A 26,969-nucleotide genomic window follows, 5' to 3' on the forward strand; every position below is an offset into this window, starting at 1 on the left:
TTGTAATTTCTGTTTTAATTGTTAATGATTTATATATGTGTAAATAATTCTTCTTTTGATTTTCTCACCTTGGGCAAATGCTGAGTTTCGTCTTTTTCAGAACGGTAACCAACTGCCAATACGACCGCTGCGTTCAGGTTTTTGTCGTTGAGTCCTAAAATCTCATTGTACTTTTCTGTCTCGAAGCCTTCCATGGGGCAAGTGTCAATTTTAAGCTCGGCCGCTGCCTGCATCAAATTTCCAAAGGCGATATAGGCTTGTCTCGCTGTCCAATTGCTTTTCATATCCTTGGGCAGGTCCATCAATTTGGACTTCATAAAGTCTGAATATCCTTTTAAGTTGTCGGTCGGGATTCCCCTTGTCTCGCTAACGTTGGCCAAATAATCATCTACCAACTCTTCCCCAAAATCGGTGGCATTGGCAAAAACGATGATGTGCGATGCATCCGTAATCTGTGACTGCCCCCATGAGACCGGCTTCAATTGCTCCTTAAGGTCTTGATCTTGGATCACAAATACGTGGTAAGGCTGTAACCCATAAGAGGATGCACTTAGGCGAGTGGCCTCCAACAAGGTTTGAAGGTCGTTTTCCGATACCTTTTTGCTGGGATCGAATTTTTTGGTGGCGTAGCGCCATGTTCTATGTTCTAAAACGTTGCTCATTAGTTTAAAATTTATCCAATAGTTGATTTAATTGTTCGAGTTCTGGTTTGGTAAAATTTACCAAGATGGTGTCATGGGCCTTGTCCAAAGCTTCATCCATTTGTGATAGAGCCTTGAGACCTGAGTCGGTGATCAGAATCTCCACCTTACGACGGTTGGAAGGGCAGACAGTTCTGTTCACAAAACCTTTTGCAATAAGTTTATCCACCAAACGGGTAGTGTTGCTCATTTTGGTCACCATTCTTTCGTTTATGGTAGAAAGATTGGCTGGATTTCCCTGTTGGCCCCTCAATATGCGAAGTACATTGAATTGCTGAATGGAAACCTCAAAAGGCTTTAGGGTAGCCGTCATCATCTCACTGATTTTATTGTGCACCAATTCCATATGTATGATTGTCCTAGGCTCCAAGGGAATCTTTTTTGAGGTTTTTATGACTTCTTCAACATTCATGTACAAACAATAATTGTATATACAAATGTAAAACGATTTTGATGGATGTACCAAATTTTGGGCCGATAAATTTTTGTTAAAGAATGGAATGGCATTTTTTAGGTGTGTATTTTAGAGGGCCTAAAAATCAGAGAATGAAGAGATTGATTGTTTTGGCCCTAGCGATGATGGTTGGGTCCTGTGCCGAAAAGAAAAAAGAGCCGAATGAAGCCGAAGGAGAGGCCACTACCATATCCAAGGAAAAAACTGCCGATACCGATGTCAAGTTCCCGGTGTATGATTTTGCGGCCTTTGAACCTATTCTCCATAAAGATGACGGCACTACCTACGTGATTAATTTTTGGGCCACATGGTGTAAGCCCTGTATAGAGGAAATGCCCCATTTTGAGCGAATCAATGCCGAGCAAAAGGATAACAATGTAAAAGTTATTTTGGTCAGTTTGGATATGCCCAATATGTGGAAGTCGCGTTTGGAGCCTTATGTGGAGAACAAAGACATTCAATCCGAAGTGGTGATATTGGATGATCCCAAGCAGAATGACTGGATTCCCAAAGTATCCGAAGAATGGAGCGGAGGCATTCCAGCTACCTTAATATATAATAAGGACAAGCGAGCTTTTTACGAACGTGGTTTTACGTACGAAGAACTTAATGAAGCATTACATCAATTTACAAAATAGTATGGCATGAAAAGAGGAAGAATTTTAGGATGGTCAGCTTTGCTGGTCGTTTTTGTGGCAGCATTTGCCACTGGTTTTAAAGTGGCGAACGAACATAGTTTGGATAAAGGTTACAAGGTAGGCGATATGGCCACCGATTTTTCATTGAAAAATGTGGATGGCAGCATGGTGTCCCTTTCTGATTTTGAGGAGGCCAAAGGGTTTATCGTGATTTTTACCTGCAACACCTGCCCATATGCGCAAGCTTATGAGGATAGGATCATGGATTTGGACGCCAAATACAAATCCCAAGGTGTTCCTGTAATCGCCATTAACCCCAATGACCCCAGCGCCAAGCCGGGCGACAGTTTTGCGAAAATGAAGGAGCGCGCTGCGGAAAAAGGCTTTACTTTTCCCTACTTGTTCGATGAAGGCCAAAAGGTATATCCGGCGTATGGCGCTACACGGACGCCCCACGTTTTCATATTGGAAAAAACAGCTTCAGGGAACCAAGTGAAATACATTGGAGCTATCGACGACAATTATCAGGATGCTTCACAAGTGGATGAGAAATTTGTGGAAAATGCCGTGGATGCCATGTTGGCCGGCAACGAAGTCAACCCGAAAACGACAAAAGCTATCGGATGTGGCATCAAATAGGCCATCATCAAAATAAAACCATTAGAAATCCGGAGTAACGCTTCGGATTTTTATTTTTGTAGGAATCTAAATTGAAAAATAATGTCAAATCTATCACAAGAAGAGTGGGCGGAACAACTGCAAAACGACGATAACGCCTTTATTTTGGATGTGCGTACCCCCGAAGAGGTAGAGGAGGGGTATATTCCCGGAGCTACCAACATCGATATTTATTTGGGACAAGAGTTTATGGACGAACTCGAAAAGCTGGACAAGTCCAAAAACTATTACGTCTACTGCCGATCGGGCAACCGAAGCGGACAGGCCTGCGCCTTGATGAACAGTATCGGAATTGAGAATGCCTATAATCTGGAAGGTGGCTTTATGAACTGGGAAGGCGATGTAGCAGAGTAGACCTCCATTTGTCCCAAATCAATGCGAGAAGACCTACTTTATTTTATATGGAGGCACAACAAACTTCCCAAGATTGGCCTGCGTACCACTAATGGAACCTCGGTTGCCATTAAGGCAACTGGAATCCAAAACCATTTGGCAGGCCCAGACTTTTTTGATGCAAGAGTCGAAATTGATGGCCAGCTCTGGGCTGGCAATGTGGAGATGCACCTCAAATCCTCGGATTGGTACGTGCACCATCACGAATCGGATGAAAACTACGACAATGTCATTCTCCACGTTGTATGGGAGGATGACATTGCCGTTTTTAGGAAAGATGGTTCCCAGATACCGACCATGGAAGTGCGCCAATATGTCTCCGACGAACTGTTGGACCGGTATCGCGAACTGGTTGAAAACGCAAGGCCTACATTTATCAACTGTGAAAAGGATTGGAAGGCCGTAGATGAATTTTTGGTGGAGAATTGGCTCCACCGCTTGTACATCGAACGGCTGGAACACAAGTCTAAATTGATAGCAGAACTGTTGGGGGCAACCAAAAATGACTGGGAGGCGGTTTTGTTTATGTTGTTGGCCAAAAGTTTTGGATCGACCGTCAATGGCGCCCATTTTTTGGAACGGGCACAACGGTTGGATTTTTCGGTGATGCGAAAGGTCAGTAATGAACCCCTGCAATTGGAGGCTCTGCTTTTTGGCCATTTTGGGCTTTTGGGTGAAGTTGATTGTTCTGATACCTACTACACTCGACTTCAAAAGGAGTTTCAGTATTTGGCGCATAAATTTAGTTTGGACCAAAACCCACCGAAGCCTGCGTTTTTTGGTCTTCGGCCACCGAACTTCCCCACGATTCGGGTTTCGCAATTGGTACAGTTGTATTCGGGTAGGCACCATTTGTTTTCCGAACTGATGCTGCTCAAGAGCAAGGAAGATGTTTACACAACTTTGGAAGTTACGGCAGGGGCCTACTGGGATAACCATTATACGTTCGGTAAGGTTTCCAAAAAAAGCACCAAGCGATTGTCCAAAGGCTTTAAGGATCTTCTGACCATGAATGTTCTGCTGCCCTTAAAATTCTGCTATGCCAAATATACAGGGCAGGACATGAACGAGGATTTGATAGAACTGTTGTCCCAGCTGGACGCGGAAGACAACTCCATCATCAAAAATTTTGGGCGTATAGGTGCAAAAACGCAAAACGCCTTGGAGAGTCAGGCCAAATTGCAGCTTTACAGTAATTATTGCACGAAAAATAAATGCATGCAATGCGTCATCGGCACCCAATTATTAAATAGAAATACATAATTTTAACCATGTCTTTGTTTTACGATACATTATATTATTTTCAAAAGCGTGGTTTCGAGGTCTGTAGACGGATTGCGGAACGCTTGGGCATACGTGCCCGTGTGGTTCGTACCAGTTTTATTTACTTGACTTTTGTGACCTTGGGTTTTGGTTTTGCCCTTTACCTTTTTATCGCATTTTGGCTACGGATCAAAGACTTGATTTACACCAAAAGAACCTCTGTATTTGACCTTTAATCAATGATAAGACTGATGCGCTCCAAAATAGTATTGGCCCTTTCCTTAATGGTGGTGGTGCTCGTATTCGGGGTGGTCGGGTATAAAATGCTGTCCGATTTCACTTGGGTGGAGGCCATCTACATGACCATTATTACGGTTACTACGGTCGGGTTTTCGGAGGTAAGGCCATTGGATGCCAATGCAAAGATTTTTACCGTATTTTTAATCGTTACCAGTGTTTTTATCTTTGGTTTTGCCATTTCCGTGGTCACGGAATATATTCTGGGTAGAAACTCGCTCGAACTACTAAAAAAGAAAAAAGTGAAGAAACAGATAGATAGTCTTTCCAACCATGTGGTGGTCTGCGGTTTTGGTAGGAACGGTATGCAGGCAGCGGAAAAATTAATAGCCTATAAAAAGCCGTTTGTGGTTATAGAAAAGGATAAGGAAATTATAGATCGGTACGAGGAAACGGTATTGTTCGTGGAAGGGGATGCCAACGAGGATGATGTGCTCATCCAAGCGGGCATCGAACGTGCACAATATTTGATTACGGCAGTGCCCGATGATTCGGCCAACCTGTTTATCGTACTATCCGCTAGGCAACTCAATAAGGACCTCTTCATCATCAGTAGGGCCTCTCAAATCACCTCTGTAAAAAAATTGGAGTTTGCTGGGGCCAATAAAGTGATCATGCCCGATAAAATTGGGGGCGACCATATGGCTTCATTGGTGGTCATGCCAGATTTGATTACATTTTTGGATCAACTTTCCATTGAGGGGGAGCATACGACCAACTTGGAAGAGGTCAGCATTGAAGACTTTACCGACCAGATGGATTGCAACTCTTTGCGCGATCTGGACCTTCGAAGAAAAACGGGCTGCACCATTATCGGTTATATCGATCCCGAAGGAAACTACATCATCAACCCAGAGGCGGACCTTATTCTACAGCCCAAAAGCAAGGTGATCGTGCTGGGACGACCCGAGCAAATACGGAAATTAAATCAAATGTTTCAGATTGGTTAGTTAAAAAAACATAAAATTTGATAGCGTTGATTTTTTTTTGGATATTGCTGCCTTTACCATACCGAAAACTAACTAATTCCAATATATGAAGTATTTTCTTTCTCTATTGTCTTTTTTTGCATTGACCACTGGTTTTGCACAGGAATTGACCGTAGTTGGCAAAACCTATAATGTTTCCGATAATATCAATGATGGGGCTATTGAGCTTGAAGTAGATGGAGGGGTAGAGCCCTACACCTATAAGTGGAGCGATCAAGAAACCCCGCTCACTTCAAAATCGGCCCAAGGCCTTGTGGAAGGCATCGCGTACACTGTGGTGGTCACGGACGCTGCCGGTAATTCGGTAACCAAGGAATTTACAGTGGAAACCCAATCCATCACAGAAGTCTTTAACGGAACCATGACCCCTGCAGTAGGCGGTTTGGGCTCCGTTTTGTTTTGGGACCCTTTTGCTGCCATCGGAATTTATGATCCAGTTGCTTACGCTGATGTAAAATTGATCGGTATTCCGGATTGGAGCAATGAAACCCAAGATAAGTTCATTTTAAAGGAGTGGCTCAAGGAAAACAGAGCAAGTGTTGTTGAAGGGGAAGATGTTGCCATTATTACCAGCGACAAACGAGGTGATATTACCATTCAGGCCAACGCCAAGGGAAAGTTGGTGCAAAAGGTTAAGCAAGGCAACGTCATCTATAATTCTGAAAATCAAGAACACGTTATTGAGCAGGGCGCACATTATTTTGCCGAAATCGAGTACGACGAGCCCGTGGCGATGTTGCACCCCAATGGCGACCCCATTATTAAAGGTATTCCTTTTATCGTAATATGGTTGGTGTTCGGTGCGTTGTTCTTTACCCTTCGAATGGGCTTCATCAACATTAGAGGATTTAAACACTCGATTGACCTTGCCAAAGGAAAGTATGATGATCCGGATGCTCCTGGCCAGGTGACCCACTTTCAGGCTTTGGCTACCGCAGTTTCCGGTACCGTAGGTTTGGGTAATATCGCAGGTGTGGCCGTTGCCGTATCCTTGGGTGGAGCTGGGGCTACTTTTTGGATGATTGTTTGTGGTCTTCTAGGGATGTCCTCCAAATTTGTGGAGTGTACCTTGGGGGTAAAATATCGTGATATCCTTCCTGATGGGCGGGTATTCGGTGGTCCGATGAACTACCTTCGTTACGGACTGGAAAAAAGAAACCTTAAAGGTTTTGGAAAAGTATTGGCAGGTGTTTTTGCATTGCTTGCCGTGGGAGCCTCTTTTGGAGGAGGGAACATGTTCCAGGCCAATCAATCCTTTGAACAATTGGCAGGACAATTCCCAGTGCTTGCCGGTAACGGATTTTGGTTCGGTGTGGTCACTGCCATCTTGGTAGGTGTGGTGATTATCGGTGGAATCAGCAGTATTGCAAAGGTGACCGGTAAGATTGTGCCCATTATGGCCTCCATCTATATTGTAGCAGCCTTGGCTGTAATCATCATGAACATTCAAAATATTGGCCCAGCGTTTTCTGCGATCGTGGATGGCGCATTCAGCCCTTCAGCCTTAAAAGGTGGAATCCTGGGTGTTTTGGTCATCGGGTTCCAACGTGCGGCCTTCTCAAATGAGGCTGGTGTAGGTTCCGCTGCCATAGCGCACAGTGCGGCAAAAACCAACCATCCACCATCCGAAGGATTCGTGGCTTTGTTGGAGCCGTTTATCGACACCGTTGTGGTGTGTACCCTTACCGCTTTGGTTTTGATTTTTACAGGAATGCACGAAGTGGAAGGAATGGCAGGAGCCCAATTGACTTCCGATGCCTTTGGTAGCCAAATTTCATGGTTCCCCTACGTGTTGGCATTAGCGGTATTCCTATTTGCCTTTTCTACCATGATCAGCTGGTCTTATTATGGGATGAGGGCTTGGACCTATCTTTTTGGAAAGAGCAAGCGTTCGGAAATGATCTACAAAATGCTTTTCTTGGTATTTGTAGTTGTTGGAGCCTCCGTGAGTTTGGGTGCAGTACTGGACTTTTCGGATATGATGATCTTGGCCATGTCCTTCCCGAACATTATCGGATTGTATATTATGTCCGGTGAGGTGCGCAAAGATTTGGATGGTTATCTAACGAAGTTAAAGGCAGGTCAACTCTTTAAAAAGTTGAAAAGCTAATCCTTTCCGTATAAACATACAATGAGAAAACAATCCCACTTCAGGTTCAACAAACAGGAACGAAGTGGGATTTTCTTTTTATTGCTGATAGTGGTTCTGCTTCAATGTGTGTATTATTTGGTTAAAGCAAATCCAGCACCCCTGAAAAATAATTTTGTGCTGAATGCAGTGGAGCAGTCCAAGTTGGATAGCCTTAAAAACCAACAGTTTGAAGCATCCCAAAGGATTTTCCCTTTTAACCCCAATTACCTTTCCGATTACAAGGCATACACCTTGGGGCTGTCATCGACCGAATGGGATAGACTGTCCGCCTTTAGAAAAGAGGGCAATTTTGTGAATTCTGCGAAAGAATTTCAAGCTGTTACCCAAGTTTCCGACTCTCTTTTGCATCAAATGGCACCCTATTTCAAATTTCCGGAATGGGCCGGAAAAGCAAAAACAAAATCAAAGCGGGTTTCAGAAAAGCCAATTGCGGCCCAGGTCAAGGACCTTAACAAGGCCACAGTCGAGGAATTGGAAACTATATATGGTATTGGGGCCACCTTATCCCAGAGAATTGTAAAGTTCAGGGATAGGTTGGGCGGCTTTTTGGTGAACGAGCAATTGTACGATGTGTACGGCTTGCAGCCCGAAGTAGTGGAAAGGACTTTACGGAAATATCAAGTGCAAGACCCTCCCACTGTGGTAAAAATCAATGTCAATAAAGCGACTTTGGATGAGTTGTCCCAGTTGGTTTACATCAATAAGACCTTGGCGTTCAATATCGTTGCCTATCGAGATAAAAATGGTTTATTTGCATCGTTTGGGGATTTAAGTCAGGTTGAAGGATTTCCAACAGAAAAACTAGATAGAATAGCGTTATATTTGTCTCTATAAAATAGTTGCTATGAATGATATGTACTTCACGGAAGAGCATAACTTATTCCGCGAAAGTTTAAAGGATTTTTTACAGAAAGAAGTAGTTCCCCATATAGAACAATGGGAGGAAACCGGAAAGATAGATAGGGCTATTTGGAACAAATTTGGCGAAATGGGGTATTTTGGTTTGATGACCCCTGAGTCGTATTCCGGTTTGGACCTCGACCTTTTTTACACTGTTATTTTCCTCGAAGAATTACAAAAAATAAATTCCGGTGGTTTTGCCGCGGCCATGTGGGCCCACCAGTATTTGGCCATGACCTATTTGAACAAATTGGCCAACGACGAGCAAAAGCGCGCTTATTTGGAGCCCAGTGTATTGGGCGAAAAAATTGGTTGTTTGGGTGTTTCTGAACCTTTTGGGGGCAGCGACGTGGCAGCCATGCGAACCACTGCGGAGAAGAATGGGGACGTTTATATTGTGAACGGCTCCAAAACCTTCATCACCAACGGGGTGTATGGGGATTACATCATACTTGCTGCCAAAACGGATAAGGATGCCGGAAATAAGGGTATCAGTATGTTCATTATGGACAGAAATGCCAAGGGTGTTTCCGCCAACAAGCTGAACAAGCTGGGTTGGCGTGCTTCCGATACGGCAGAATTGGCTTTTGACAATGTAGAGGTGCCGGCCGCCAATCTATTGGGAGAGGAGAACGAAGGTTTTGCCTACATCATGGAAGCTTTTGCCCTGGAGCGTTTGGTGATGGGCGTAAATGCCCATGCCCGGGCGGAATTTGCCTTGGATTATGCTTTGCAATACATGTCCGAGCGTGAGGCCTTTGGCAGAACTATAGATCAATTCCAGGCACTACGCCATCGATTGGTAGACCTTTATTCCGATATGTTGCTTTGCAAACAGTTCAATTACGCTACCGTAGCACAAATGGAAAAGGGTGCCTATGTGGTGAAAGAGGCTACCATTTCCAAACTCAAATCCACAAAAATGGCCGATGAGGTCATTTACAATTGTCTTCAGTTTTTGGGCGGTTATGGCTATATCGAAGATTATCCGATGGCGCGTTTGAGCCGCGACAGTAGGTTGGGCCCCATTGGGGGAGGTACCTCGGAAATTTTGAGGGAAATTTTGGCCAAGATCATTGTGGATAAAAAGGAGTACAAAAAGCGAATGGTGTAGGAAGAATCAAAAAAGTAAAATATTTCTTTACCCATTGAATTTCATTTGTATATTTGCAGACCAAAATTTTAAAGAAAGGAGGTTGTAGCCCATGTTAATTATACCAGTAAAAGAAGGAGAAAACATCGATAGAGCTTTGAAGCGTTTCAAACGTAAGTTCGACAGAACAGGTACCATGCGTCAGTTAAGATCAAGACAGCAGTTCACCAAACCTTCTGTGGAGCGTAGAGCGCAAATTCAAAAAGCACAGTACATTCAAGGTCTTAGGGACCAAGAAGAAGTATAGGCTTACAGCTTCAACAAAATATATCCATCCCGTTCCAATATTGGAACGGGATTTTTCGTTTTATATCTATACATTATTGAATCGTTACCTTTGATATATGTCGCTGTCTGCTTTCATATCCTATTTGAGATTGGAGAAGAACTACTCCCAACATACCATCAAGGCGTACGAGAGGGATTTGAAAAGCTTTTCGGGCTTCTGCAAGGAGCAGCATGATGAACAGGATATCGCAACTGTTTCTTACCCCTTGATCAGGAATTGGATCGTTCATTTATCGGAGCAGGGAGTTTCCAATAGGAGTATCAACAGAAAGATTTCGTCACTTCAGGCCTACTACCGTTTTTTGTTGAAGGTCGGTGACATTATCGTCTCCCCCTTGGTCAAGCACAAGGCGCTTAAAACCAGTAAAAAGGTAGAGGTGCCGTTTTCTGAAATGGAGATGGATACCATACTCTCCGAAATTCCTTTTGAAGATGATTTTGAAGGCATCCGTGATAAGCTCATCATTGAACTGTTGTATGCCACGGGAATGCGAAGGGCTGAGCTTGTGAGCTTAAAGGTGACGGATATTGACTTTTCTGGTGATGCGCTCAAAGTGCTGGGCAAACGGAACAAAGAGCGTATCGTTCCCATCTTGTCCTCTACTGTGGAGCAAATCAAGAGCTATTTGGAAGAACGCTTCAAGTTGGAAAAGGTAGTCGATTCGCAGTATCTATTTTTAACAAAAGAAGGTCTTAAAATTTATGAAACACTTGTTTATCGAACTATAAATAAGTATTTTAGTTTGGTGTCCCCCAAGGTAAAAAAGAGTCCACACATACTCAGGCACACCTTTGCAACGCACTTGCTGAACAGGGGGGCAGATTTAAATTCCGTAAAGGAACTATTGGGTCATTCAAGTTTGGCATCTACGCAAGTGTACACGCACAATAGTATTGCCGAACTCAAGAAGGTACACCAGAAGGCCCATCCAAGAAACAAGAAGTAGCATTCTTGTATTGTTTAACTTCACTGTCCCGGACAGTACTAAAAACGTCGTCTTATGAAAGTAAACGCACAATCGGTAAATTTTACAGCTGATGGTAAACTCATTGACTTTATCCAAAAGCGAATGGACAAGATGGAATTGTTCTATGACAAGGTCATTGAATCGGATGTGTATCTCAAAGTGGAAAACACAAGTGCAAAAGAAAATAAGATTGTGGAAATCATGGTGTTCATCCCCAGGGATAAAATCATGGTCAAAAAACAATGCAAGTCCTTTGAGGAGGCTGTGGATTCCGCCTGTAGTTCCTTGGAAAGACAATTGGTAAAAAAGAAGGAAAAGATGAGGGCGAACGCCTGACGAAAATTTTTCAAAATTTATTTTGAATTAAAATATAAATATATACATTTGCAGTCCGTTAGAAATAGCGGGCTTTTTTAGTGAATAAAAAGCGGTGAAATGCCGATATAGCTCAGCTGGCTAGAGCAGCTGATTTGTAATCAGCAGGTCGTGGGTTCGAGTCCCTCTATCGGCTCGTAAATTACTGAAAATAAGGCGGGGGGATACTCAAGCGGCCAACGAGGACAGACTGTAAATCTGTTGGTTTTTACCTTCGCAGGTTCGAATCCTGCTCCCCCCACAAAGATTGTTCGTCGGAACAATTGGGATAAAAGGTTTTTTGAAATAATGGAATGTTTGGGTTTAGGCCCAAAAAAAATGCGGGAGTAGCTCAGTTGGTAGAGCGTCAGCCTTCCAAGCTGAATGTCGCCGGTTCGAACCCGGTCTCCCGCTCTAAATTTGAAACTGCGGTTTCAAGACGAAGGTTGAAGTTTTAACGAGCTAGACTTGTAACTTTTAAACTCTAAACCTGATAACCCATAGGCCGGTGTAGCTCAGGGGTAGAGCGTTTCCTTGGTAAGGAAGAGGTCAGGGGTTCAAATCCCCTCATTGGCTCAAAACGATTTGTACACTAATATAAACTAAGATTAAAATTATTTTAAAATGGCAAAGGAAACTTTTGATCGTTCCAAACCCCACTTAAATATTGGTACCATTGGACACGTGGATCACGGTAAAACAACATTGACTGCTGCTATTACCACTGTATTGGCAAACGCTGGTTTGTCTGAGCTTAGAAGCTTTGACTCCATCGACAACGCGCCAGAAGAAAAAGAAAGAGGTATTACTATCAACACTTCACACGTTGAGTACCAAACTGCTAACCGTCACTACGCTCACGTTGACTGTCCTGGTCACGCGGATTACGTAAAGAACATGGTTACAGGTGCTGCCCAGATGGACGGTGCTATTTTGGTGGTTGCCGCAACAGATGGTCCAATGCCTCAAACTCGTGAGCACATCCTTTTGGGTCGTCAGGTAGGTATTCCACGTATCGTTGTTTTCTTGAACAAAGTTGACATGGTGGACGATGAGGAGCTATTGGAGCTTGTTGAAATGGAAGTAAGGGAATTGCTTTCTTTCTACGAGTACGATGGTGACAACGGACCTGTAATCTCTGGTTCTGCACTTGGTGCTTTGAACGGAGAGCAAAAATGGGTTGACACTGTAATGGAATTGATGGATGCTGTTGATTCTTGGATCGAGGAGCCAACACGTGAGGTTGATAAGCCATTCCTAATGCCAATCGAAGACGTATTCACCATTACTGGTCGTGGTACCGTAGCTACTGGTCGTATCGAAACTGGTGTTGCCAACACAGGTGACCCTGTGGATATTATTGGTATGGGTGCTGAGAAATTGTCTTCTACCATTACTGGTGTTGAGATGTTCCGTAAGATTTTGGATAGAGGAGAAGCTGGAGATAACGTAGGTCTTCTTTTGAGAGGTATCGAGAAATCCGATATCAAAAGAGGAATGGTAATCTGTAAGCCAGGTTCTGTTAAGCCTCACGCTAAATTCAAAGCAGAGGTGTATATCTTGAAAAAAGAAGAAGGTGGACGTCACACTCCATTCCACAACAACTACCGTCCTCAGTTCTACGTTCGTACAACTGACGTAACAGGTAACATTAACTTGCCTGATGGTGTTGAAATGGTAATGCCTGGAGATAACTTGACAATCACTGTTGATTTGATTCAGCCTATCGCATTGAGCGTAGGTCTACGTTTCGCTATCCGTGAAGGTGGTAGAACAGTAGGTGCTGGTCAGGTTACCGAGATTCTAGATTAAGATTCGATTACTATAAAATTGCACTCAAGGGTGTCCCGATTTCTTCGGGATACCTTTCAGTGTAAATATAAACGGGTGTAGCTCAGTTGGTAGAGCACTGGTCTCCAAAACCAGGTGTCGGGAGTTCGAGTCTCTCCTCCCGTGCAAGTACAAAATACATAAATCATGGTCACTTACATAAAGGAATCATTTGAAGAATTGAAGAACAATGTTACCTGGTTGGAAAGAGGTAAAGCCTCCAACCTTATGGTAATCGTAGCTGTATTTTCCATCTTGTTTGCGTTGGCAACTTGGGGCGTGGATTCCTTGTTCAGTAATTTGATCACATTGTATTTTGAAAAATTAATAGGGTAAAGATCGGTCGATATGTCTGAGGTTCTGGAGAAAAAATGGTATGTAGTAAGAGCGGTCAGTGGTCAAGAGAACAAGATCAAGGGCTATATTGAAAGCGAGGTAGAGCGCGCCGGTTTTGGCGACTATCTTGATGAAGTTCTGGTACCTACCGAAAAAGTTGTTCAGATCAGAAATGGAAAGAAAATCAATAAAGAAAGGGTTTACTTTCCAGGATATATCATGATCAAGGCCAATCTTGGCGGTGAAATGGTCCACATCATTCGTTCCATAACCAATGTTATCGGTTTTTTGGGCGAAGTTAAAGGAGGTGACCCCATTCCGCTAAGAAAGTCAGAAGTAAACCGTATGCTCGGTAAGGTGGATGAATTGGCCGTGAATACGGACAATGTTGCAATCCCATTTGTATTGGGCGAAACGGTCAAGGTAATCGATGGACCTTTCAACGGATTCAATGGAACCGTGGAAAAAATCAACGAGGAAAAGCGTAAGCTAGAGGTAATGGTGAAGATTTTCGGAAGAAAGACACCATTGGAGCTCAGCTATATGCAAGTAGAAAAAGTATAACAAGAGCTGTTACATATATAAAGCTGTGTTGCTTCCAATTGACACACTTTAAATTTAATTAGAAACAATGGCAAAAGAAGTAGATAAGGTAGTTAAATTACAAGTTAGGGGAGGTGCTGCGAACCCATCGCCACCGGTTGGACCCGCCTTAGGTGCTGCTGGTGTTAACATCATGGAGTTCTGTAAGCAGTTTAATGCGCGTACACAGGACAAACAGGGTAAAGTTTTACCTGTTGTTATCACCGTTTACAAAGACAAATCTTTCGAGTTTGTTGTAAAAACACCACCTGCGGCAGTTCAATTGATGGAAGCAGCCAAGATTAAAAAAGGATCGGGAGAACCTAACAGGGTTAAGAATGGTTCGGTAACCTGGGATCAAGTAAAAGCAATCGCCGAAGACAAAATGGCGGATTTGAATGCCTTTACCGTGGAGTCTGCAATGAGTATGGTTGCAGGTACTGCAAGATCTATGGGTCTGAAAATAGCCGGAACAAGACCTTTTTAAAATCTGAAAGCAATTAAGAAATGGCAAAATTGACTAAAAAGCAGAAAGAGGCCCACGCCAAGATAGACAAGAATAAGCTCTATACTTTGGAAGAGGCATCAGCTTTAGTAAAAGAAATAACCAATGTAAAATTTGACGCTTCCATTGATTTGGCAGTTCGTTTGGGCGTAGACCCAAGAAAAGCCAACCAAATGGTGCGTGGTGTTGTTACCCTTCCCCACGGAACAGGTAAGGACGTAAAAGTTTTGGCATTGGTGACTCCAGACAAAGAAGCAGAGGCCAAAGAAGCTGGTGCTGACTTTGTAGGATTGGACGAATATTTGGAGAAAATCAAAAACGGTTGGACAGATGTTGATGTGATTATCACTATGCCAAGCGTTATGGGTAAATTGGGACCATTAGGTAGAATTTTGGGACCAAGGGGCTTAATGCCCAATCCAAAGACCGGAACAGTAACTATGGATGTTGCAAAAGCGGTATCTGATGTGAAGGCCGGTAAGATAGACTTTAAAGTGGACAAAACCGGAATTGTACACGCTGCAATCGGAAAAGCATCATTCTCTGCGGACAAAATCGCAGGAAATGCGAGGGAGTTGATCGAAACCCTTATCAAAATGAAGCCTTCTGCAGCAAAAGGTGTGTACATGAAGAGTATTTACTTGTCCAGCACCATGAGTCCTAGTGTTCAATTAGATCCAAAAGCAGTTCAATAACTGGTAGTTCAATTTTTTTAACTATGACAAGAGAAGAAAAAGCAACAGTAATAAAAGACTTGACTGCACAGTTGGCTGATAACCCAAATATTTATTTGGCGGATATATCAGGATTGAATGCCGTGGACACCTCCAACTTAAGAAGGGCGTGTTTTAAGGCGAACATTAAGCTTGCGGTCGTAAAGAACACCTTGCTTGCAAAAGCAATGGAAGCTTCTGATAAGGAATTTGGTGAACTTCCCGAAGTATTGAAAGGCAATACATCTTTGATGTTGTCCGAAACCGGTAACGCACCTGCGAAACTTATCAAGAACTTTAGAAAAAAATCAGATAAGCCCGTATTGAAAGGCGCCTTCATTGAAGAGGCCATCTACATCGGGGATAATTACCTTGATGCACTTGTTGAAATCAAGTCCAAAGAGGAAGTTATCGGGGATATCATCGGATTGTTGCAATCTCCCGCCAAGAACGTTATTTCTGGTCTTAAGTCCGGAGGTGGTAAATTGGCAGGTATCCTTAAAACCCTATCTGAAAGAGAATAATTCGCGCACAATAAACTAAGTATATTTTTAAACATTTTTATTAAACGATAGAAAAATGGCAGATTTGAAAGATTTTGCAGAACAGTTGGTAAACCTTACGGTAAAAGAAGTAAATGAGTTGGCCGACATTTTAAAAGAAGAATATGGTATCGAGCCTGCTGCTGCTGCAGTAGCCGTTGCTGGTGGTGCTGCCGCTGGTGGAGGTGAAGAAGCTGCTGAGGAAAAAACTGAATTCGATGTGATCCTTACCGCTGCTGGTGGTTCTAAATTGGCAGTTGTAAAATTGGTTAAGGAATTGACCGGTCTTGGTTTGAAAGAAGCTAAGGACATCGTAGACAGCGCACCAAAAGCTGTTAAGGAAGGTATTTCCAAAGACGAAGCAGAAGGTATCAAAAAATCATTGGAAGAAGCAGGAGCAGAAGTTGAGCTTAAATAATCGCTTTTCCCATTAGAACTTGGTTAAGGTCTTTCCATTTTTTGGTTAGACCTTAGCCTATTTATATAAGGAGTGTATAAAGCCGTACACGAACCCACATAGTATTCACGATCAAAATTTGTCCATAGATGTTCACAAACACTATTGAAAGAGTTAATTTCGCATCCGCTAAGAACATACCGGAATACCCGGATTTCTTGGACATTCAGATAAAATCGTTCCAAGACTTTTTCCAGCTTGAAACTAAATCTGACGAAAGAGGAAACGAAGGTCTCTACAACACCTTCATGGAGAATTTTCCAATCACCGATACCAGAAACCAGTTCGTACTTGAGTTTTTGGATTACTTCATTGATCCGCCAAGATACTCCATCCAAGAATGTATCGAGCGTGGACTCACCTACAGCGTTCCCCTTAAGGCGCGTCTAAAATTGTACTGTACTGATCCAGAGCACGAAGATTTCGAGACCATCGTACAGGATGTGTACTTGGGTACCATCCCTTACATGACTCCAAGTGGAACCTTTGTGATCAACGGTGCGGAACGTGTTGTAGTATCCCAGTTGCACAGATCTCCAGGGGTTTTCTTTGGACAATCTTTCCACGCAAATGGAACAAAATTGTATTCGGCCAGGGTAATCCCGTTTAAAGGATCTTGGATCGAATTTGCCACCGATATCAACTCGGTGATGTACGCCTACATCGATAGGAAGAAAAAGTTGCCCGTAACCACATTGTTCCGAGCCATCGGTTTTGAAAGGGACAAGGATATTTTGGAAATCTTCGACCTTTCGGAAGAAGTAAAAGTTTCCAAGAGCGGGCTCAAAAAAGTATTGGGCCGTAAATTGGCCGCTAGGGTGTTGAACACTTGGCATGAGGATTTCGTGGACGAGGATACAGGAGAAGTGGTTTCCATCGAAAGAAACGAAATTGTATTGGATCGTGATACCATTTTGGAAAAGGAGCATATCGATGAAATCATTGATGCCGATGTGAAGACCATTTTGCTTCACAAGGAGAACAATGCGCAATCCGACTATGCCATTATCCACAACACCTTGCAAAAGGATCCTACCAACTCCGAAAAGGAAGCGGTAGAGCACATTTACCGACAATTGCGTAATGCCGAGCCGCCAGATGAAGAGACTGCTCGTGGCATTATCGACAAATTGTTCTTCTCCGACCAACGTTACAATCTTGGTGAAGTAGGTCGTTACCGAATGAACAAGAAGTTGGGACTGGATATCGGAATGGACAAACAAGTGTTGACCAAGGAAGATATCATCACCATCATCAAATATTTGATCGAGTTGATCAACTCCAAAGCGGAGATTGATGATATCGATCACTTGTCCAACCGTCGTGTAAGAACCGTTGGGGAACAATTGTCCCAGCAGTTCGGCGTAGGTTTGGCACGTATGGCGCGTACCATCCGTGAGCGTATGAACGTACGTGACAACGAGGTGTTTACCCCGATTGATTTGATCAACGCGAAGACCTTGTCATCCGTGATCAACTCTTTCTTCGGTACCAACCAGTTGTCCCAGTTCATGGACCAGACCAACCCGTTGGCCGAGATTACGCACAAAAGAAGATTGTCCGCACTAGGGCCAGGAGGTCTTTCCCGAGAAAGAGCCGGTTTCGAGGTGCGTGACGTTCACTACACACATTACGGAAGATTGTGTCCGATCGAGACACCTGAAGGACCGAACATTGGTTTGATCTCTTCCTTGTCCGTATTTGCCAAGGTGAACAATATGGGCTTCTTGGAAACCCCTTACCGAAAAGTGGAAGATGGAAAAGTGGATACCAAAAATCACATCTATCTAAGTGCAGAGGAAGAAGAGGGGATGAAGATTGCCCAAGCCAACATTCCATTGGGAGATGATGGCACCATTGAAAGAGAAAAAGTAATCGCCCGTGAAGAAGGGGATTTCCCGGTGGTGGACCCAACAGAGGTAAAATACACCGACGTTGCCCCGAATCAGATTGCATCTATCTCAGCTTCCTTGATTCCTTTCTTGGAGCACGATGATGCGAACCGTGCCTTGATGGGATCGAACATGATGCGCCAAGCCGTACCATTGCTGAGACCAGAATCCCCAATCGTAGGTACAGGTCTGGAAAGACAGGTAGCTACCGATTCCAGGGTATTGATCAATGCCGAAGGAGACGGGGTCGTGGAATATGTGGATTCACAGAAGATTACCATAAAATATGATAGGACCGACGAAGAGCGTTTGGTAAGTTTCGACGAAGACTCGAAGACCTACCAATTGGTGAAGTTTAGAAAAACAAACCAAGGGACCAGTATCAACTTGAAGCCTATTGTGAAGAAAGGCGACAAGGTGAAAAAAGGTCAGGTGCTTTGCGAAGGTTACGCTACCGAAAAAGGTGAATTGGCCTTGGGTAGAAACATGAAGGTTGCCTTTATGCCTTGGAAAGGATACAACTTTGAGGATGCGATCGTGATTTCCGAAAAAGTGGTACGTGAGGATATCTTTACCTCCATCCATATCGATGAGTATTCCTTGGAAGTAAGGGATACCAAATTGGGTGCGGAGGAGTTGACCAACGATATTCCGAACGTTTCCGAAGAGGCCACTAAGGATTTGGACGAGTACGGTATGATCCGCATCGGTGCCGAAGTGAAGCCTGGTGACATTCTGATCGGTAAGATTACTCCAAAAGGGGAGTCCGATCCAACACCGGAAGAAAAACTATTGCGTGCCATCTTTGGTGACAAGGCAGGTGACGTAAAAGACGCTTCATTGAAAGCTTCGCCATCCTTGAGAGGTGTGGTGATCGACAAGAAATTGTTCTCACGTTCCATTAAGGACAAGAGAAAGCGTTCTGAAGACAAAGAAGCCATCGCAAGATTGGAGATGGACTACGAAGTGAAATTCCAACAACTGAAAGATGTATTGATCGAGAAGTTGTTCGGATTGATCAGCGGAAAAACATCACAAGGTGTCATTAACGATTTGGGTGAAGAAGTACTTCCAAAAGGAAAGAAATACACCATCAAAATGTTGAACGCCGTAGATGATTTCGCTCACTTGGTAGGAGGTAGCTGGACAACGGACGACAAGACCAATGCATTGGTGGCCGATCTGTTGCACAACTACAAAATCAAATTGAACGATATTCAAGGTAACCTGAGAAGGGACAAGTTTACCATCTCCGTAGGGGATGAGCTTCCTGCAGGTATCATGAAGTTGGCCAAGGTGTACATCGCCAAAAAGCGTAAGCTAAAAGTTGGTGATAAAATGGCGGGTCGTCACGGTAACAAAGGTATTGTTGCCCGTATCGTACGTCAAGAGGATATGCCGTTCTTGGAAGATGGAACCCCAGTGGACATTGTATTGAACCCACTTGGTGTACCTTCAAGGATGAACATCGGTCAGATCTACGAAACCGTATTGGGTTGGGCCGGATTGAAGTTGGGTCAGAAATATGCGACACCAATTTTCGACGGTGCTTCCTTGGACGAGATCAACAAGCTTACCGATGAAGCCGGTGTTCCAAGATTTGGACATACCTATCTGTATGACGGTGGAACAGGTCAGCGTTTTGACCAACGTGCAACCGTAGGTGTGATCTACATGCTGAAATTGGGCCACATGGTGGACGATAAGATGCACGCAAGATCGATTGGACCATACTCCTTGATCACACAGCAACCATTGGGTGGTAAGGCACAGTTCGGTGGTCAGCGTTTTGGAGAGATGGAAGTTTGGGCATTGGAAGCCTACGGCGCATCATCTACCCTAAGGGAGATATTGACCGTTAAGTCGGATGATGTGATCGGAAGGGCCAAGACCTACGAGACCATCGTAAAAGGTGAGACCATGCCAGAACCTGGATTGCCAGAATCTTTCAACGTATTGATGCACGAACTTAAAGGTTTGGGCTTGGATATCCGTTTGGAAGAGTAGAATACTATCATTACATTAATTATATCATCACCATATTGTTATGGCTAGAATAAAAGATAATAACGCACAAAAAAGGTTCAACAAGATTTCCATAGGATTGGCCTCTCCAGAGTCGATTTTGGCCGAGTCCCGTGGGGAAGTGTTGAAACCCGAAACCATTAACTACAGAACGCACAAACCAGAGCGTGATGGATTGTTCTGCGAGCGTATCTTTGGTCCTGTAAAGGATTATGAGTGTGCTTGCGGTAAGTACAAGAGAATCCGTTATCGTGGTATCGTCTGTGACCGTTGTGGTGTTGAAGTGACAGAGAAAAAGGTACGTAGGGACCGTGTGGGTCACATTAACCTTGTGGTTCCCGTAGCGCACATCTGGTACTTCCGTTCGCTGCCCAACAAAATAGGGTACCTTTTGGGATTGCCATCCAAAAAGTTGGACATGATCATTTACTACGAAAGGTATGTGGTCATCCAGCCAGGTATTGCCAAAGGTCCCGAAGGTGACGAAATCCACAAAATGGATTTCTTGACCGAAGAGGAGTATTTGAACATTTTGGAAACGCTTCCTACCGAGAACCAATACTTGGAGGATACCGACCCCAATAAGTTCATCGCCAAAATGGGTGCCGAATGTTTGATCGACCTATTGTCCAGAATCGATTTGGAACAATTGTCCTACGAACTTCGTCACAAGGCAAACACAGAAACATCAAAGCAGCGTAAAACTGAGGCCTTGAAGCGTCTTCAAGTGGTAGAGGCTTTGCGTGAGTCGCAAGGAAACAGGGAAAATAACCCAGAGTGGATGATCATGAAAGTGATTCCTGTGATTCCACCAGAATTGCGTCCTTTGGTACCGTTAGATGGTGGTCGTTTTGCCACATCCGATTTGAACGATTTGTACCGAAGGGTAATCATCCGTAACAACCGTTTGAAGCGTTTGATGGAAATCAAGGCACCAGAAGTGATCTTGAGGAACGAAAAACGTATGCTTCAGGAAGCTGTAGATTCGCTTTTCGATAACACAAGAAAAGCATCTGCGGTAAAAACAGAATCTAACAGGCCATTGAAATCCCTTTCCGATTCCTTGAAAGGTAAGCAAGGTCGTTTCCGTCAAAACTTGTTGGGTAAACGTGTGGATTACTCCGCTCGTTCCGTAATCGTCGTTGGACCGGAATTGAAATTGTACGAATGTGGTCTGCCAAAAGATATGGCAGCTGAACTTTACAAACCGTTCATCATCCGTAAGTTGATCGAGCGTGGTATTGTAAAGACCGTTAAATCTGCCAAAAAGATCATTGACAAGAAAGAGCCCGTAGTATGGGACATTCTTGAAAACGTCCTAAAAGGACACCCGGTACTATTGAACCGTGCCCCCACATTGCACCGATTGGGTATCCAAGCGTTCCAGCCTAAACTTATCGAAGGTAAGGCGATTCGTTTGCACCCCTTGGCGTGTACCGCATTTAATGCGGATTTTGATGGGGACCAGATGGCAGTTCACTTGCCATTGGGGCCAGAGGCCATTTTGGAAGCACAACTATTGATGTTGGCTTCGCAGAATATCCTTAACCCTGCCAACGGTTCTCCGATTACCGTACCATCCCAGGATATGGTTTTGGGATTGTACTATATGACCAAAGAGAAAAAGTCCACCGAAGAGGAGCCTGTTGCAGGTGAAGGCTTGACCTTCTATTCTTCCGAGGAAGTTGAAATTGCCTTCAACGAGAAAAAAGTATCGCTTAATGCCGGTATTAAGGTAAGGGCCAAGGACTTTAACGAAGAAGGTGAGTTGGTGTACAAAATCATCGAAACCACTGTGGGTCGTGTATTGTTCAACACTGTAGTGCCAGAACAAGCAGGATTCATCAACCAAGTGTTGAACAAGAAAGCCCTAAGGAACATTATTGGGGATATTCTTGCGGTAACCGATGTACCTACCACTGCCGAATTCTTGGATAAAATCAAGGCCATGGGATACGATTTCGCTTTCAAAGGCGGTCTATCCTTTAGTTTGGGAGATATCATCATTCCAGCCGAAAAGCAGGAGATGATCGCCGATGCCAACGAGCAAGTCGATGGCATTATGATGAACTATAACATGGGTCTTATCACCAACAACGAACGTTACAACCAGGTAATCGACGTTTGGACATCCACCAATGCCATGTTGACCGAATTGGCCATGAAGCGAATTCGTGAGGACAAGCAAGGATTCAACTCTGTGTATATGATGTTGGATTCCGGTGCGAGGGGTTCCAAAGAGCAGATTCGCCAGTTGACCGGTATGCGTGGATTGATGGCCAAGCCGAAAAAATCTACTGCAGGTGGTGGTGAAATTATCGAAAACCCGATTCTTTCCAACTTTAAGGAAGGATTGTCGATTTTGGAATACTTTATCTCTACCCACGGTGCGCGTAAAGGTCTTGCGGATACCGCTTTGAAAACAGCGGATGCGGGTTACTTGACCAGACGTTTGGTGGACGTTTCACAAGACGTAATCGTGAATAGCGAGGATTGTGGAACCTTGAGAGGTATCGAGGTAGAACCATTGAAGAAAAATGAGGAGATTGTTGAAACCTTGGGTGAAAGAATCTTGGGTAGGGTATCGTTGCACGATGTGTACAACCCATTGACCGAAGAATTGATCCTAAGAGCAGGCCAAGAAATCAACGAGGTCGATGTGAAAAGGGTTGAGGCAGCTCCAATTGAAAAGATAGAAGTACGCTCACCGTTGACCTGTGAGGCAGCTCAAGGTATCTGTGCCAAGTGTTACGGTAGAAACCTTGCGACCAACAAAATGGTACAAAGAGGTGAGGCCGTTGGTGTGGTTGCTGCACAATCTATTGGAGAGCCTGGTACACAGTTGACCTTGCGTACCTTCCACGTGGGTGGTATTGCAGGTAACATTTCTGAGGACAACAAGTTGGAATCCAAATTCGACGGTATCGCCGAAATCGAGGACTTGCGTGTTGTAGAAGGTCAGGGTAGCGATGGAAGTAAAACCAATATCGTGATTTCCCGAACTTCTGAAGTGAAAATCGTAGATCCAAAAACTGGAATTACCCTAAGTACCAATAACATTCCTTATGGTTCTCAATTGTACATCAAGAATGGTGAGAAGATAACCAAAGGTACTGTGATTTGTGAATGGGATCCTTATAACGGTGTCATCGTTTCCGAGTTCTCTGGTGAAATCGCTTACGAGAATATCGAGCAAGGGGTTACTTACCAAGTTGAAATCGATGAACAAACCGGTTTCCAAGAAAAGGTAATTTCCGAGACCAGAAACAAGAAGTTGATCCCGACCTTGTTGATCAAAGATGGTAAAGGTGAAACATTGCGATCCTACAACCTACCAGTAGGTTCCCACTTGATGATTGATGACGGTGAAAAGGTGAAGGAAGGTAAGATTTTGGTGAAAATCCCACGTAAATCTGCCAAGGCAGGGGATATTACCGGTGGTCTTCCAAGGGTAACCGAGCTTTTCGAAGCCCGTAACCCATCCAACCCAGCCGTTGTATCCGAAATTGATGGTGTGGTATCCTTCGGTAAGATTAAGCGAGGTAACCGTGAAATCATTATCGAGTCCAAGACAGGCGATATCAAAAAGTACTTGGTCAAATTGTCCAACCAAATTTTGGTTCAGGAGAATGACTACGTACGTGCAGGTATGCCATTGTCCGATGGTTCCATTACACCAGAAGATATTTTGGCCATCAAAGGACCATCTGCGGTACAGCAATATTTGGTGAACGAAGTACAGGAAGTATACCGTTTACAAGGTGTGAAAATCAACGATAAGCACTTTGAGGTTGTTGTAAGACAAATGATGAGAAAGGTGAAAATCGAAGATCCAGGAGATACTATTTTCTTGGAGAATCAATTGGTGCACAAGGACGACTTTATTAACGAGAACGATGAGATTTTCGGTAAAAAAGTTGTTGAGGATGCCGGTGATTCCGAGCGATTGAAACCAGGACAGATCTTGACCGTACGTGAACTAAGGGACGAGAACTCGATTCTAAGAAGAGAGGACAAGACCTTGGTAACGGCAAGAGATGCGGTTGCAGCCACTGCAACACCTATCTTGCAAGGTATCACAAGAGCGTCGTTGCAGACTAAGTCATTCATCTCTGCCGCATCGTTCCAAGAAACCACTAAAGTATTGAACGAAGCTGCTGTAAGCGGTAAAGTGGATAGCTTGGAAGGATTGAAGGAGAATGTGATTGTAGGACATAAGATTCCTGCCGGTACCGGTATGAGGGATTATGATAGCATTATCGTAGGTTCCAAAGAGGAGTACGATGAAATCATGGCCCGAAAAGAGGAATTCAAATTCTAAATAACAACAAACCCTGGCCGAAAGGCCGGGGTTTTTCTTTTAAGACATTATGGCGGAAGACAAGAAAAAACAAAAGCAGATCAATATAGAGTTGGATGAGAAAACGGCAGAGGGGACCTATTCCAATCTGGCCATCATCAACCATTCCGTATCGGAGTTCGTTGTGGATTTTATCAGCTTGATGCCAGGCGCTCCCAAGGCGAAGGTAAAGAGCAGGATTATTTTGACGCCCCAGCATGCCAAAAAGCTGCTAAAGGCACTCAATGATAATGTAAGCCGTTTTGAAAAGACACACGGCACCATACAGGATTACGAACAGCCGGCCATTCCATTAAATTTTGGCCCTACTGGTGAAGCATAGAAAAGCCCCGTTTAGGGGCCTTTTTTATTTTAACCAGCCCTTCTCAATTCCCTTTTTAGCAAAGAAAATCAAGTAGATGCCTATAAGTACGACCACTATTGGCATGCCATAGGTAGACGGCCCAAACGCTTCCACGGCGTTGGAAATAAATAGCCAATGTGCAAATTGTATCACAACGGCTACCAAGGAGACGATAAAAAGCGGACGCGCCCATTTTTTTCGTACTAAAAGACCGATGGATGCCAAGGTTCCAGAAAAGACTGCAATGGCAAAGGCGGCAGTGGCCCATGCAGGAATTCCTTCAAATACCTCACGTTGCGCTTGGTCCATGGCTTCCATTAGGGCAACTTGATTAAAAGCCTGATTAAGGTAGTTCATCACTCCCAGTAGATTCCATAAGAGTGCAATAACACTTACCACCCAAAACCAAACAGGCGGTTTTACCGATGTATTCATAATTTGATTATTTATTGGTTACTCAAATCAAGGTACGAAAAAAACTTACATGGTGAGTGCAACCAATTCACCTACAATGGTCTACGGGTGTGTCAACCGTGGTAAGACTATTCGAATTCCGAAGTATAGTGCAGTTTTACGGAAGGGTATTTTTGTTGGGTCATTTGCAAGGAAAACGGAGAATCTGCCAAAAATACCAGCTGCCCTTTTTTGTCAGTGGCCAAAAACTTCTGTTTTACTCGCTTAAATTCTTGGAACTCTTCACTTTTCTCATTTTCGGGCTCTACCCAACAGGCTTTGTGTACCGGAAAGTTTTCATAGGTACATTTGGCCCCATATTCGTGCTCCAAACGATATTGGATTACCTCATACTGTAAGGCCCCAACGGTACCGATTACTTTTCTTCCATTCATTTCCAACGTAAACAATTGGGCTACCCCTTCGTCCATTAACTGGTCGATGCCCTTGTACAGTTGCTTGGCTTTCATGGGGTCGGCGTTGTTGATGTACCTAAAGTGTTCTGGTGAGAAGCTTGGTATACCTTTATAATGCAATTCTTCACCACTGGTCAAGGTATCCCCGATCTTAAAGTTGCCTGTATCGTGGAGTCCAACAATATCCCCGGGGTATGAAACATCCACAATTTCTTTTTTCTCGGCAAAAAAGGCATTGGGACTGGAGAATTTTAGTTTTTTTCCTTGTCTGACATGTAAATAGGGAGTGTTTCTTTCAAATGTCCCTGACACAATTTTTACGAAAGCCAATCGGTCCCTGTGTTTAGGGTCCATGTTGGCATGGATCTTAAATACAAAGCCTGAAAAATCCTTTTCATTGGCCTGCACCAAGCGCTCCTCAGCTTTTTTGGGACGCGGAGAGGGGGCAATATTTACGAAGCAATCCAACAGTTCCCTTACCCCAAAATTATTCAATGCAGAACCAAAAAATACGGGTTGCAGTTCACTCTTCAAATAAGCTTCTTTGTCAAATTCGGGATATACTCCCTCCACAAGTTCCAAGTTGCCACGAAGTTCCTCAGCGGCTTTGGTACCGATGATTTTTTCCAATTCCGGATTGTTGAGGTCGTCAAAAGCGATGGTTTCCTCAATATTTTTTTTGCTGTTCCCGCTGAATAGGTTGATGTTTTTTTCGTAGATGTTGTAGATACCCTTAAAATCGTAGCCCATCCCAATGGGAAAACTCAATGGCGTAACCGTGAGGCCAAGCTTTTGTTCCACTTCGTCCAAAAGGTCGAATGCATCTTTACCCTCGCGATCCAATTTGTTGATGAAAACAATCATGGGAATATTACGCATCCGGCAAACCTCGACCAGTTTTTCGGTTTGCTCCTCCACACCTTTGGCCACATCAATCACAACGATTACGCTATCCACCGCAGTGAGGGTGCGAAAGGTATCCTCTGCAAAGTCTTTGTGTCCGGGGGTATCAAGGATATTGATTTTTTTGTCTTTGTAAATAAATGCTAAAACAGAAGTAGCCACCGAAATACCTCTCTGGCGCTCGATTTCCATGAAGTCACTTGTGGCCGATTTTTTGATTTTATTGCTTTTAACGGCTCCGGCCTCTTGAATGGCACCACCGAATAAAAGCAACTTTTCGGTCAAAGTGGTTTTACCGGCATCGGGGTGGGAGATAATACCAAAAGTTCTTCGCTTCGCTATTTCCTTTTCGAATTCCATCAACAAAAATTTCGGCAAAAATAA

The 26,969-nt window shown here is 43.8% G+C and carries 26 protein-coding genes and 5 tRNA genes; 27 read left to right on the forward strand and 4 right to left on the reverse strand.

Annotated elements, in window-relative coordinates:
- Positions 1-29 precede the first annotated feature (29 nt).
- Positions 30-662: an NAD(P)H-dependent oxidoreductase gene (locus RBB12_RS10555; RefSeq protein WP_293283627.1), complete on the reverse strand. Its 633-nt coding sequence runs from the start codon at positions 660-662 to the stop codon at positions 30-32.
- A 4-nt stretch (positions 663-666) separates the two neighbouring features.
- On the reverse strand, positions 667-1,113 hold the full coding sequence (locus RBB12_RS10560) for a MarR family winged helix-turn-helix transcriptional regulator (RefSeq protein WP_306013486.1): 447 nt from the start codon (positions 1,111-1,113) through the stop codon (positions 667-669).
- A gap of 134 nt (positions 1,114-1,247) precedes the next feature.
- Here RBB12_RS10560 and RBB12_RS10565 point away from each other — a divergent pair, with 134 nt between their 5' ends.
- The 27 genes from RBB12_RS10565 (at position 1,248) to RBB12_RS10695 (ending at position 24,792) form a co-directional block, all read left to right on the forward strand.
- Complete coding sequence (locus RBB12_RS10565; RefSeq protein WP_306013485.1) at positions 1,248-1,793, forward strand: TlpA disulfide reductase family protein; 546 nt, start codon at positions 1,248-1,250, stop codon at positions 1,791-1,793.
- Positions 1,794-1,799: 6 nt separating this feature from the next.
- A complete protein-coding gene (locus RBB12_RS10570) occupies positions 1,800-2,432 on the forward strand; it encodes a thioredoxin family protein (protein WP_306013484.1) in 633 nt (210 codons plus the stop codon).
- 81 nt (positions 2,433-2,513) lie between these two features.
- On the forward strand, positions 2,514-2,825 hold the full coding sequence (locus RBB12_RS10575) for a rhodanese-like domain-containing protein (protein ID WP_306013483.1): 312 nt from the start codon (positions 2,514-2,516) through the stop codon (positions 2,823-2,825).
- 21 nt (positions 2,826-2,846) lie between these two features.
- A complete protein-coding gene (locus tag RBB12_RS10580; protein WP_306013482.1) occupies positions 2,847-4,127 on the forward strand; it encodes a DUF2851 family protein in 1,281 nt (426 codons plus the stop codon).
- An 8-nt stretch (positions 4,128-4,135) separates the two neighbouring features.
- Positions 4,136-4,363: a PspC domain-containing protein gene (locus tag RBB12_RS10585; protein WP_179385078.1), complete on the forward strand. Its 228-nt coding sequence runs from the start codon at positions 4,136-4,138 to the stop codon at positions 4,361-4,363.
- 3 nt (positions 4,364-4,366) lie between these two features.
- Complete coding sequence (locus RBB12_RS10590; RefSeq protein WP_293283633.1) at positions 4,367-5,374, forward strand: TrkA family potassium uptake protein; 1,008 nt, start codon at positions 4,367-4,369, stop codon at positions 5,372-5,374.
- Between the two features lie 85 nt (positions 5,375-5,459).
- Positions 5,460-7,523, forward strand: coding sequence for an amino acid carrier protein (locus RBB12_RS10595; protein WP_179385076.1), 2,064 nt, complete (start codon positions 5,460-5,462; stop codon positions 7,521-7,523).
- Positions 7,524-7,544: 21 nt separating this feature from the next.
- Positions 7,545-8,399, forward strand: a complete 855-nt coding sequence (locus RBB12_RS10600) for a ComEA family DNA-binding protein (RefSeq protein ID WP_306013481.1) — start codon at positions 7,545-7,547, stop codon at positions 8,397-8,399.
- A 10-nt stretch (positions 8,400-8,409) separates the two neighbouring features.
- The gene (locus RBB12_RS10605; protein ID WP_179385074.1) at positions 8,410-9,579 is read left to right on the forward strand and encodes an acyl-CoA dehydrogenase family protein; all 1,170 of its coding nucleotides are present in this window, start codon (positions 8,410-8,412) and stop codon (positions 9,577-9,579) included.
- 91 nt (positions 9,580-9,670) lie between these two features.
- On the forward strand, positions 9,671-9,865 hold the full coding sequence (rpsU, locus tag RBB12_RS10610; protein ID WP_090299076.1) for a 30S ribosomal protein S21: 195 nt from the start codon (positions 9,671-9,673) through the stop codon (positions 9,863-9,865).
- A 97-nt stretch (positions 9,866-9,962) separates the two neighbouring features.
- Complete coding sequence (gene xerA / locus RBB12_RS10615; RefSeq protein ID WP_306013480.1) at positions 9,963-10,853, forward strand: site-specific tyrosine recombinase/integron integrase; 891 nt, start codon at positions 9,963-9,965, stop codon at positions 10,851-10,853.
- A gap of 54 nt (positions 10,854-10,907) precedes the next feature.
- The gene (hpf, locus tag RBB12_RS10620; protein ID WP_179385072.1) at positions 10,908-11,210 is read left to right on the forward strand and encodes a ribosome hibernation-promoting factor, HPF/YfiA family; all 303 of its coding nucleotides are present in this window, start codon (positions 10,908-10,910) and stop codon (positions 11,208-11,210) included.
- Between the two features lie 101 nt (positions 11,211-11,311).
- Positions 11,312-11,385: transfer RNA gene (locus tag RBB12_RS10625), tRNA-Thr, on the forward strand.
- Between the two features lie 22 nt (positions 11,386-11,407).
- A tRNA-Tyr gene (locus RBB12_RS10630) sits at positions 11,408-11,490 on the forward strand.
- A 79-nt stretch (positions 11,491-11,569) separates the two neighbouring features.
- Positions 11,570-11,642 (forward strand) — tRNA-Gly (locus RBB12_RS10635).
- 90 nt (positions 11,643-11,732) lie between these two features.
- Positions 11,733-11,804 (forward strand) — tRNA-Thr (locus RBB12_RS10640).
- Between the two features lie 48 nt (positions 11,805-11,852).
- Positions 11,853-13,040: an elongation factor Tu gene (gene tuf, locus RBB12_RS10645; RefSeq protein WP_179385071.1), complete on the forward strand. Its 1,188-nt coding sequence runs from the start codon at positions 11,853-11,855 to the stop codon at positions 13,038-13,040.
- Positions 13,041-13,111: 71 nt separating this feature from the next.
- Positions 13,112-13,184 (forward strand) — tRNA-Trp (locus tag RBB12_RS10650).
- A gap of 21 nt (positions 13,185-13,205) precedes the next feature.
- The gene (gene secE / locus RBB12_RS10655) at positions 13,206-13,394 is read left to right on the forward strand and encodes a preprotein translocase subunit SecE (RefSeq protein ID WP_100817505.1); all 189 of its coding nucleotides are present in this window, start codon (positions 13,206-13,208) and stop codon (positions 13,392-13,394) included.
- 12 nt (positions 13,395-13,406) lie between these two features.
- Positions 13,407-13,958 carry a transcription termination/antitermination protein NusG gene (gene nusG, locus RBB12_RS10660; RefSeq protein WP_127140999.1) on the forward strand — a complete coding sequence of 184 codons (552 nt, stop codon included), beginning with the start codon at positions 13,407-13,409 and terminating at the stop codon, positions 13,956-13,958.
- Between the two features lie 67 nt (positions 13,959-14,025).
- Positions 14,026-14,463: a 50S ribosomal protein L11 gene (rplK, locus tag RBB12_RS10665; RefSeq protein ID WP_127140998.1), complete on the forward strand. Its 438-nt coding sequence runs from the start codon at positions 14,026-14,028 to the stop codon at positions 14,461-14,463.
- Between the two features lie 20 nt (positions 14,464-14,483).
- Positions 14,484-15,176, forward strand: coding sequence for a 50S ribosomal protein L1 (gene rplA, locus RBB12_RS10670; protein ID WP_306013479.1), 693 nt, complete (start codon positions 14,484-14,486; stop codon positions 15,174-15,176).
- Between the two features lie 23 nt (positions 15,177-15,199).
- Positions 15,200-15,718 (forward strand): 50S ribosomal protein L10, encoded by a 519-nt coding sequence (rplJ, locus tag RBB12_RS10675; RefSeq protein WP_179385070.1) that lies wholly within the window; start codon positions 15,200-15,202, stop codon positions 15,716-15,718.
- A 55-nt stretch (positions 15,719-15,773) separates the two neighbouring features.
- Positions 15,774-16,154, forward strand: coding sequence for a 50S ribosomal protein L7/L12 (rplL, locus tag RBB12_RS10680; RefSeq protein WP_127140995.1), 381 nt, complete (start codon positions 15,774-15,776; stop codon positions 16,152-16,154).
- Positions 16,155-16,282: 128 nt separating this feature from the next.
- Positions 16,283-20,092, forward strand: a complete 3,810-nt coding sequence (gene rpoB, locus RBB12_RS10685; RefSeq protein ID WP_179385069.1) for a DNA-directed RNA polymerase subunit beta — start codon at positions 16,283-16,285, stop codon at positions 20,090-20,092.
- A 40-nt stretch (positions 20,093-20,132) separates the two neighbouring features.
- On the forward strand, positions 20,133-24,431 hold the full coding sequence (gene rpoC / locus RBB12_RS10690; protein ID WP_306013478.1) for a DNA-directed RNA polymerase subunit beta': 4,299 nt from the start codon (positions 20,133-20,135) through the stop codon (positions 24,429-24,431).
- Between the two features lie 49 nt (positions 24,432-24,480).
- Positions 24,481-24,792, forward strand: a complete 312-nt coding sequence (locus tag RBB12_RS10695; RefSeq protein WP_293283651.1) for a DUF3467 domain-containing protein — start codon at positions 24,481-24,483, stop codon at positions 24,790-24,792.
- 24 nt (positions 24,793-24,816) lie between these two features.
- Here RBB12_RS10695 and RBB12_RS10700 read toward each other — a convergent pair whose 3' ends face one another.
- Both RBB12_RS10700 and RBB12_RS10705 read right to left on the reverse strand, forming a co-directional pair.
- Positions 24,817-25,248 (reverse strand): hypothetical protein, encoded by a 432-nt coding sequence (locus tag RBB12_RS10700; RefSeq protein WP_306013477.1) that lies wholly within the window; start codon positions 25,246-25,248, stop codon positions 24,817-24,819.
- Between the two features lie 107 nt (positions 25,249-25,355).
- Positions 25,356-26,945 carry a peptide chain release factor 3 gene (locus RBB12_RS10705; RefSeq protein ID WP_306013809.1) on the reverse strand — a complete coding sequence of 530 codons (1,590 nt, stop codon included), beginning with the start codon at positions 26,943-26,945 and terminating at the stop codon, positions 25,356-25,358.
- Between the last annotated feature and the right edge of the window lie 24 nt (positions 26,946-26,969).

It is taken from the genome of Allomuricauda sp. MMSF_3307 (genome assembly GCF_030733585.1).
In the GTDB taxonomy this organism is placed as follows: domain Bacteria; phylum Bacteroidota; class Bacteroidia; order Flavobacteriales; family Flavobacteriaceae; genus Flagellimonas.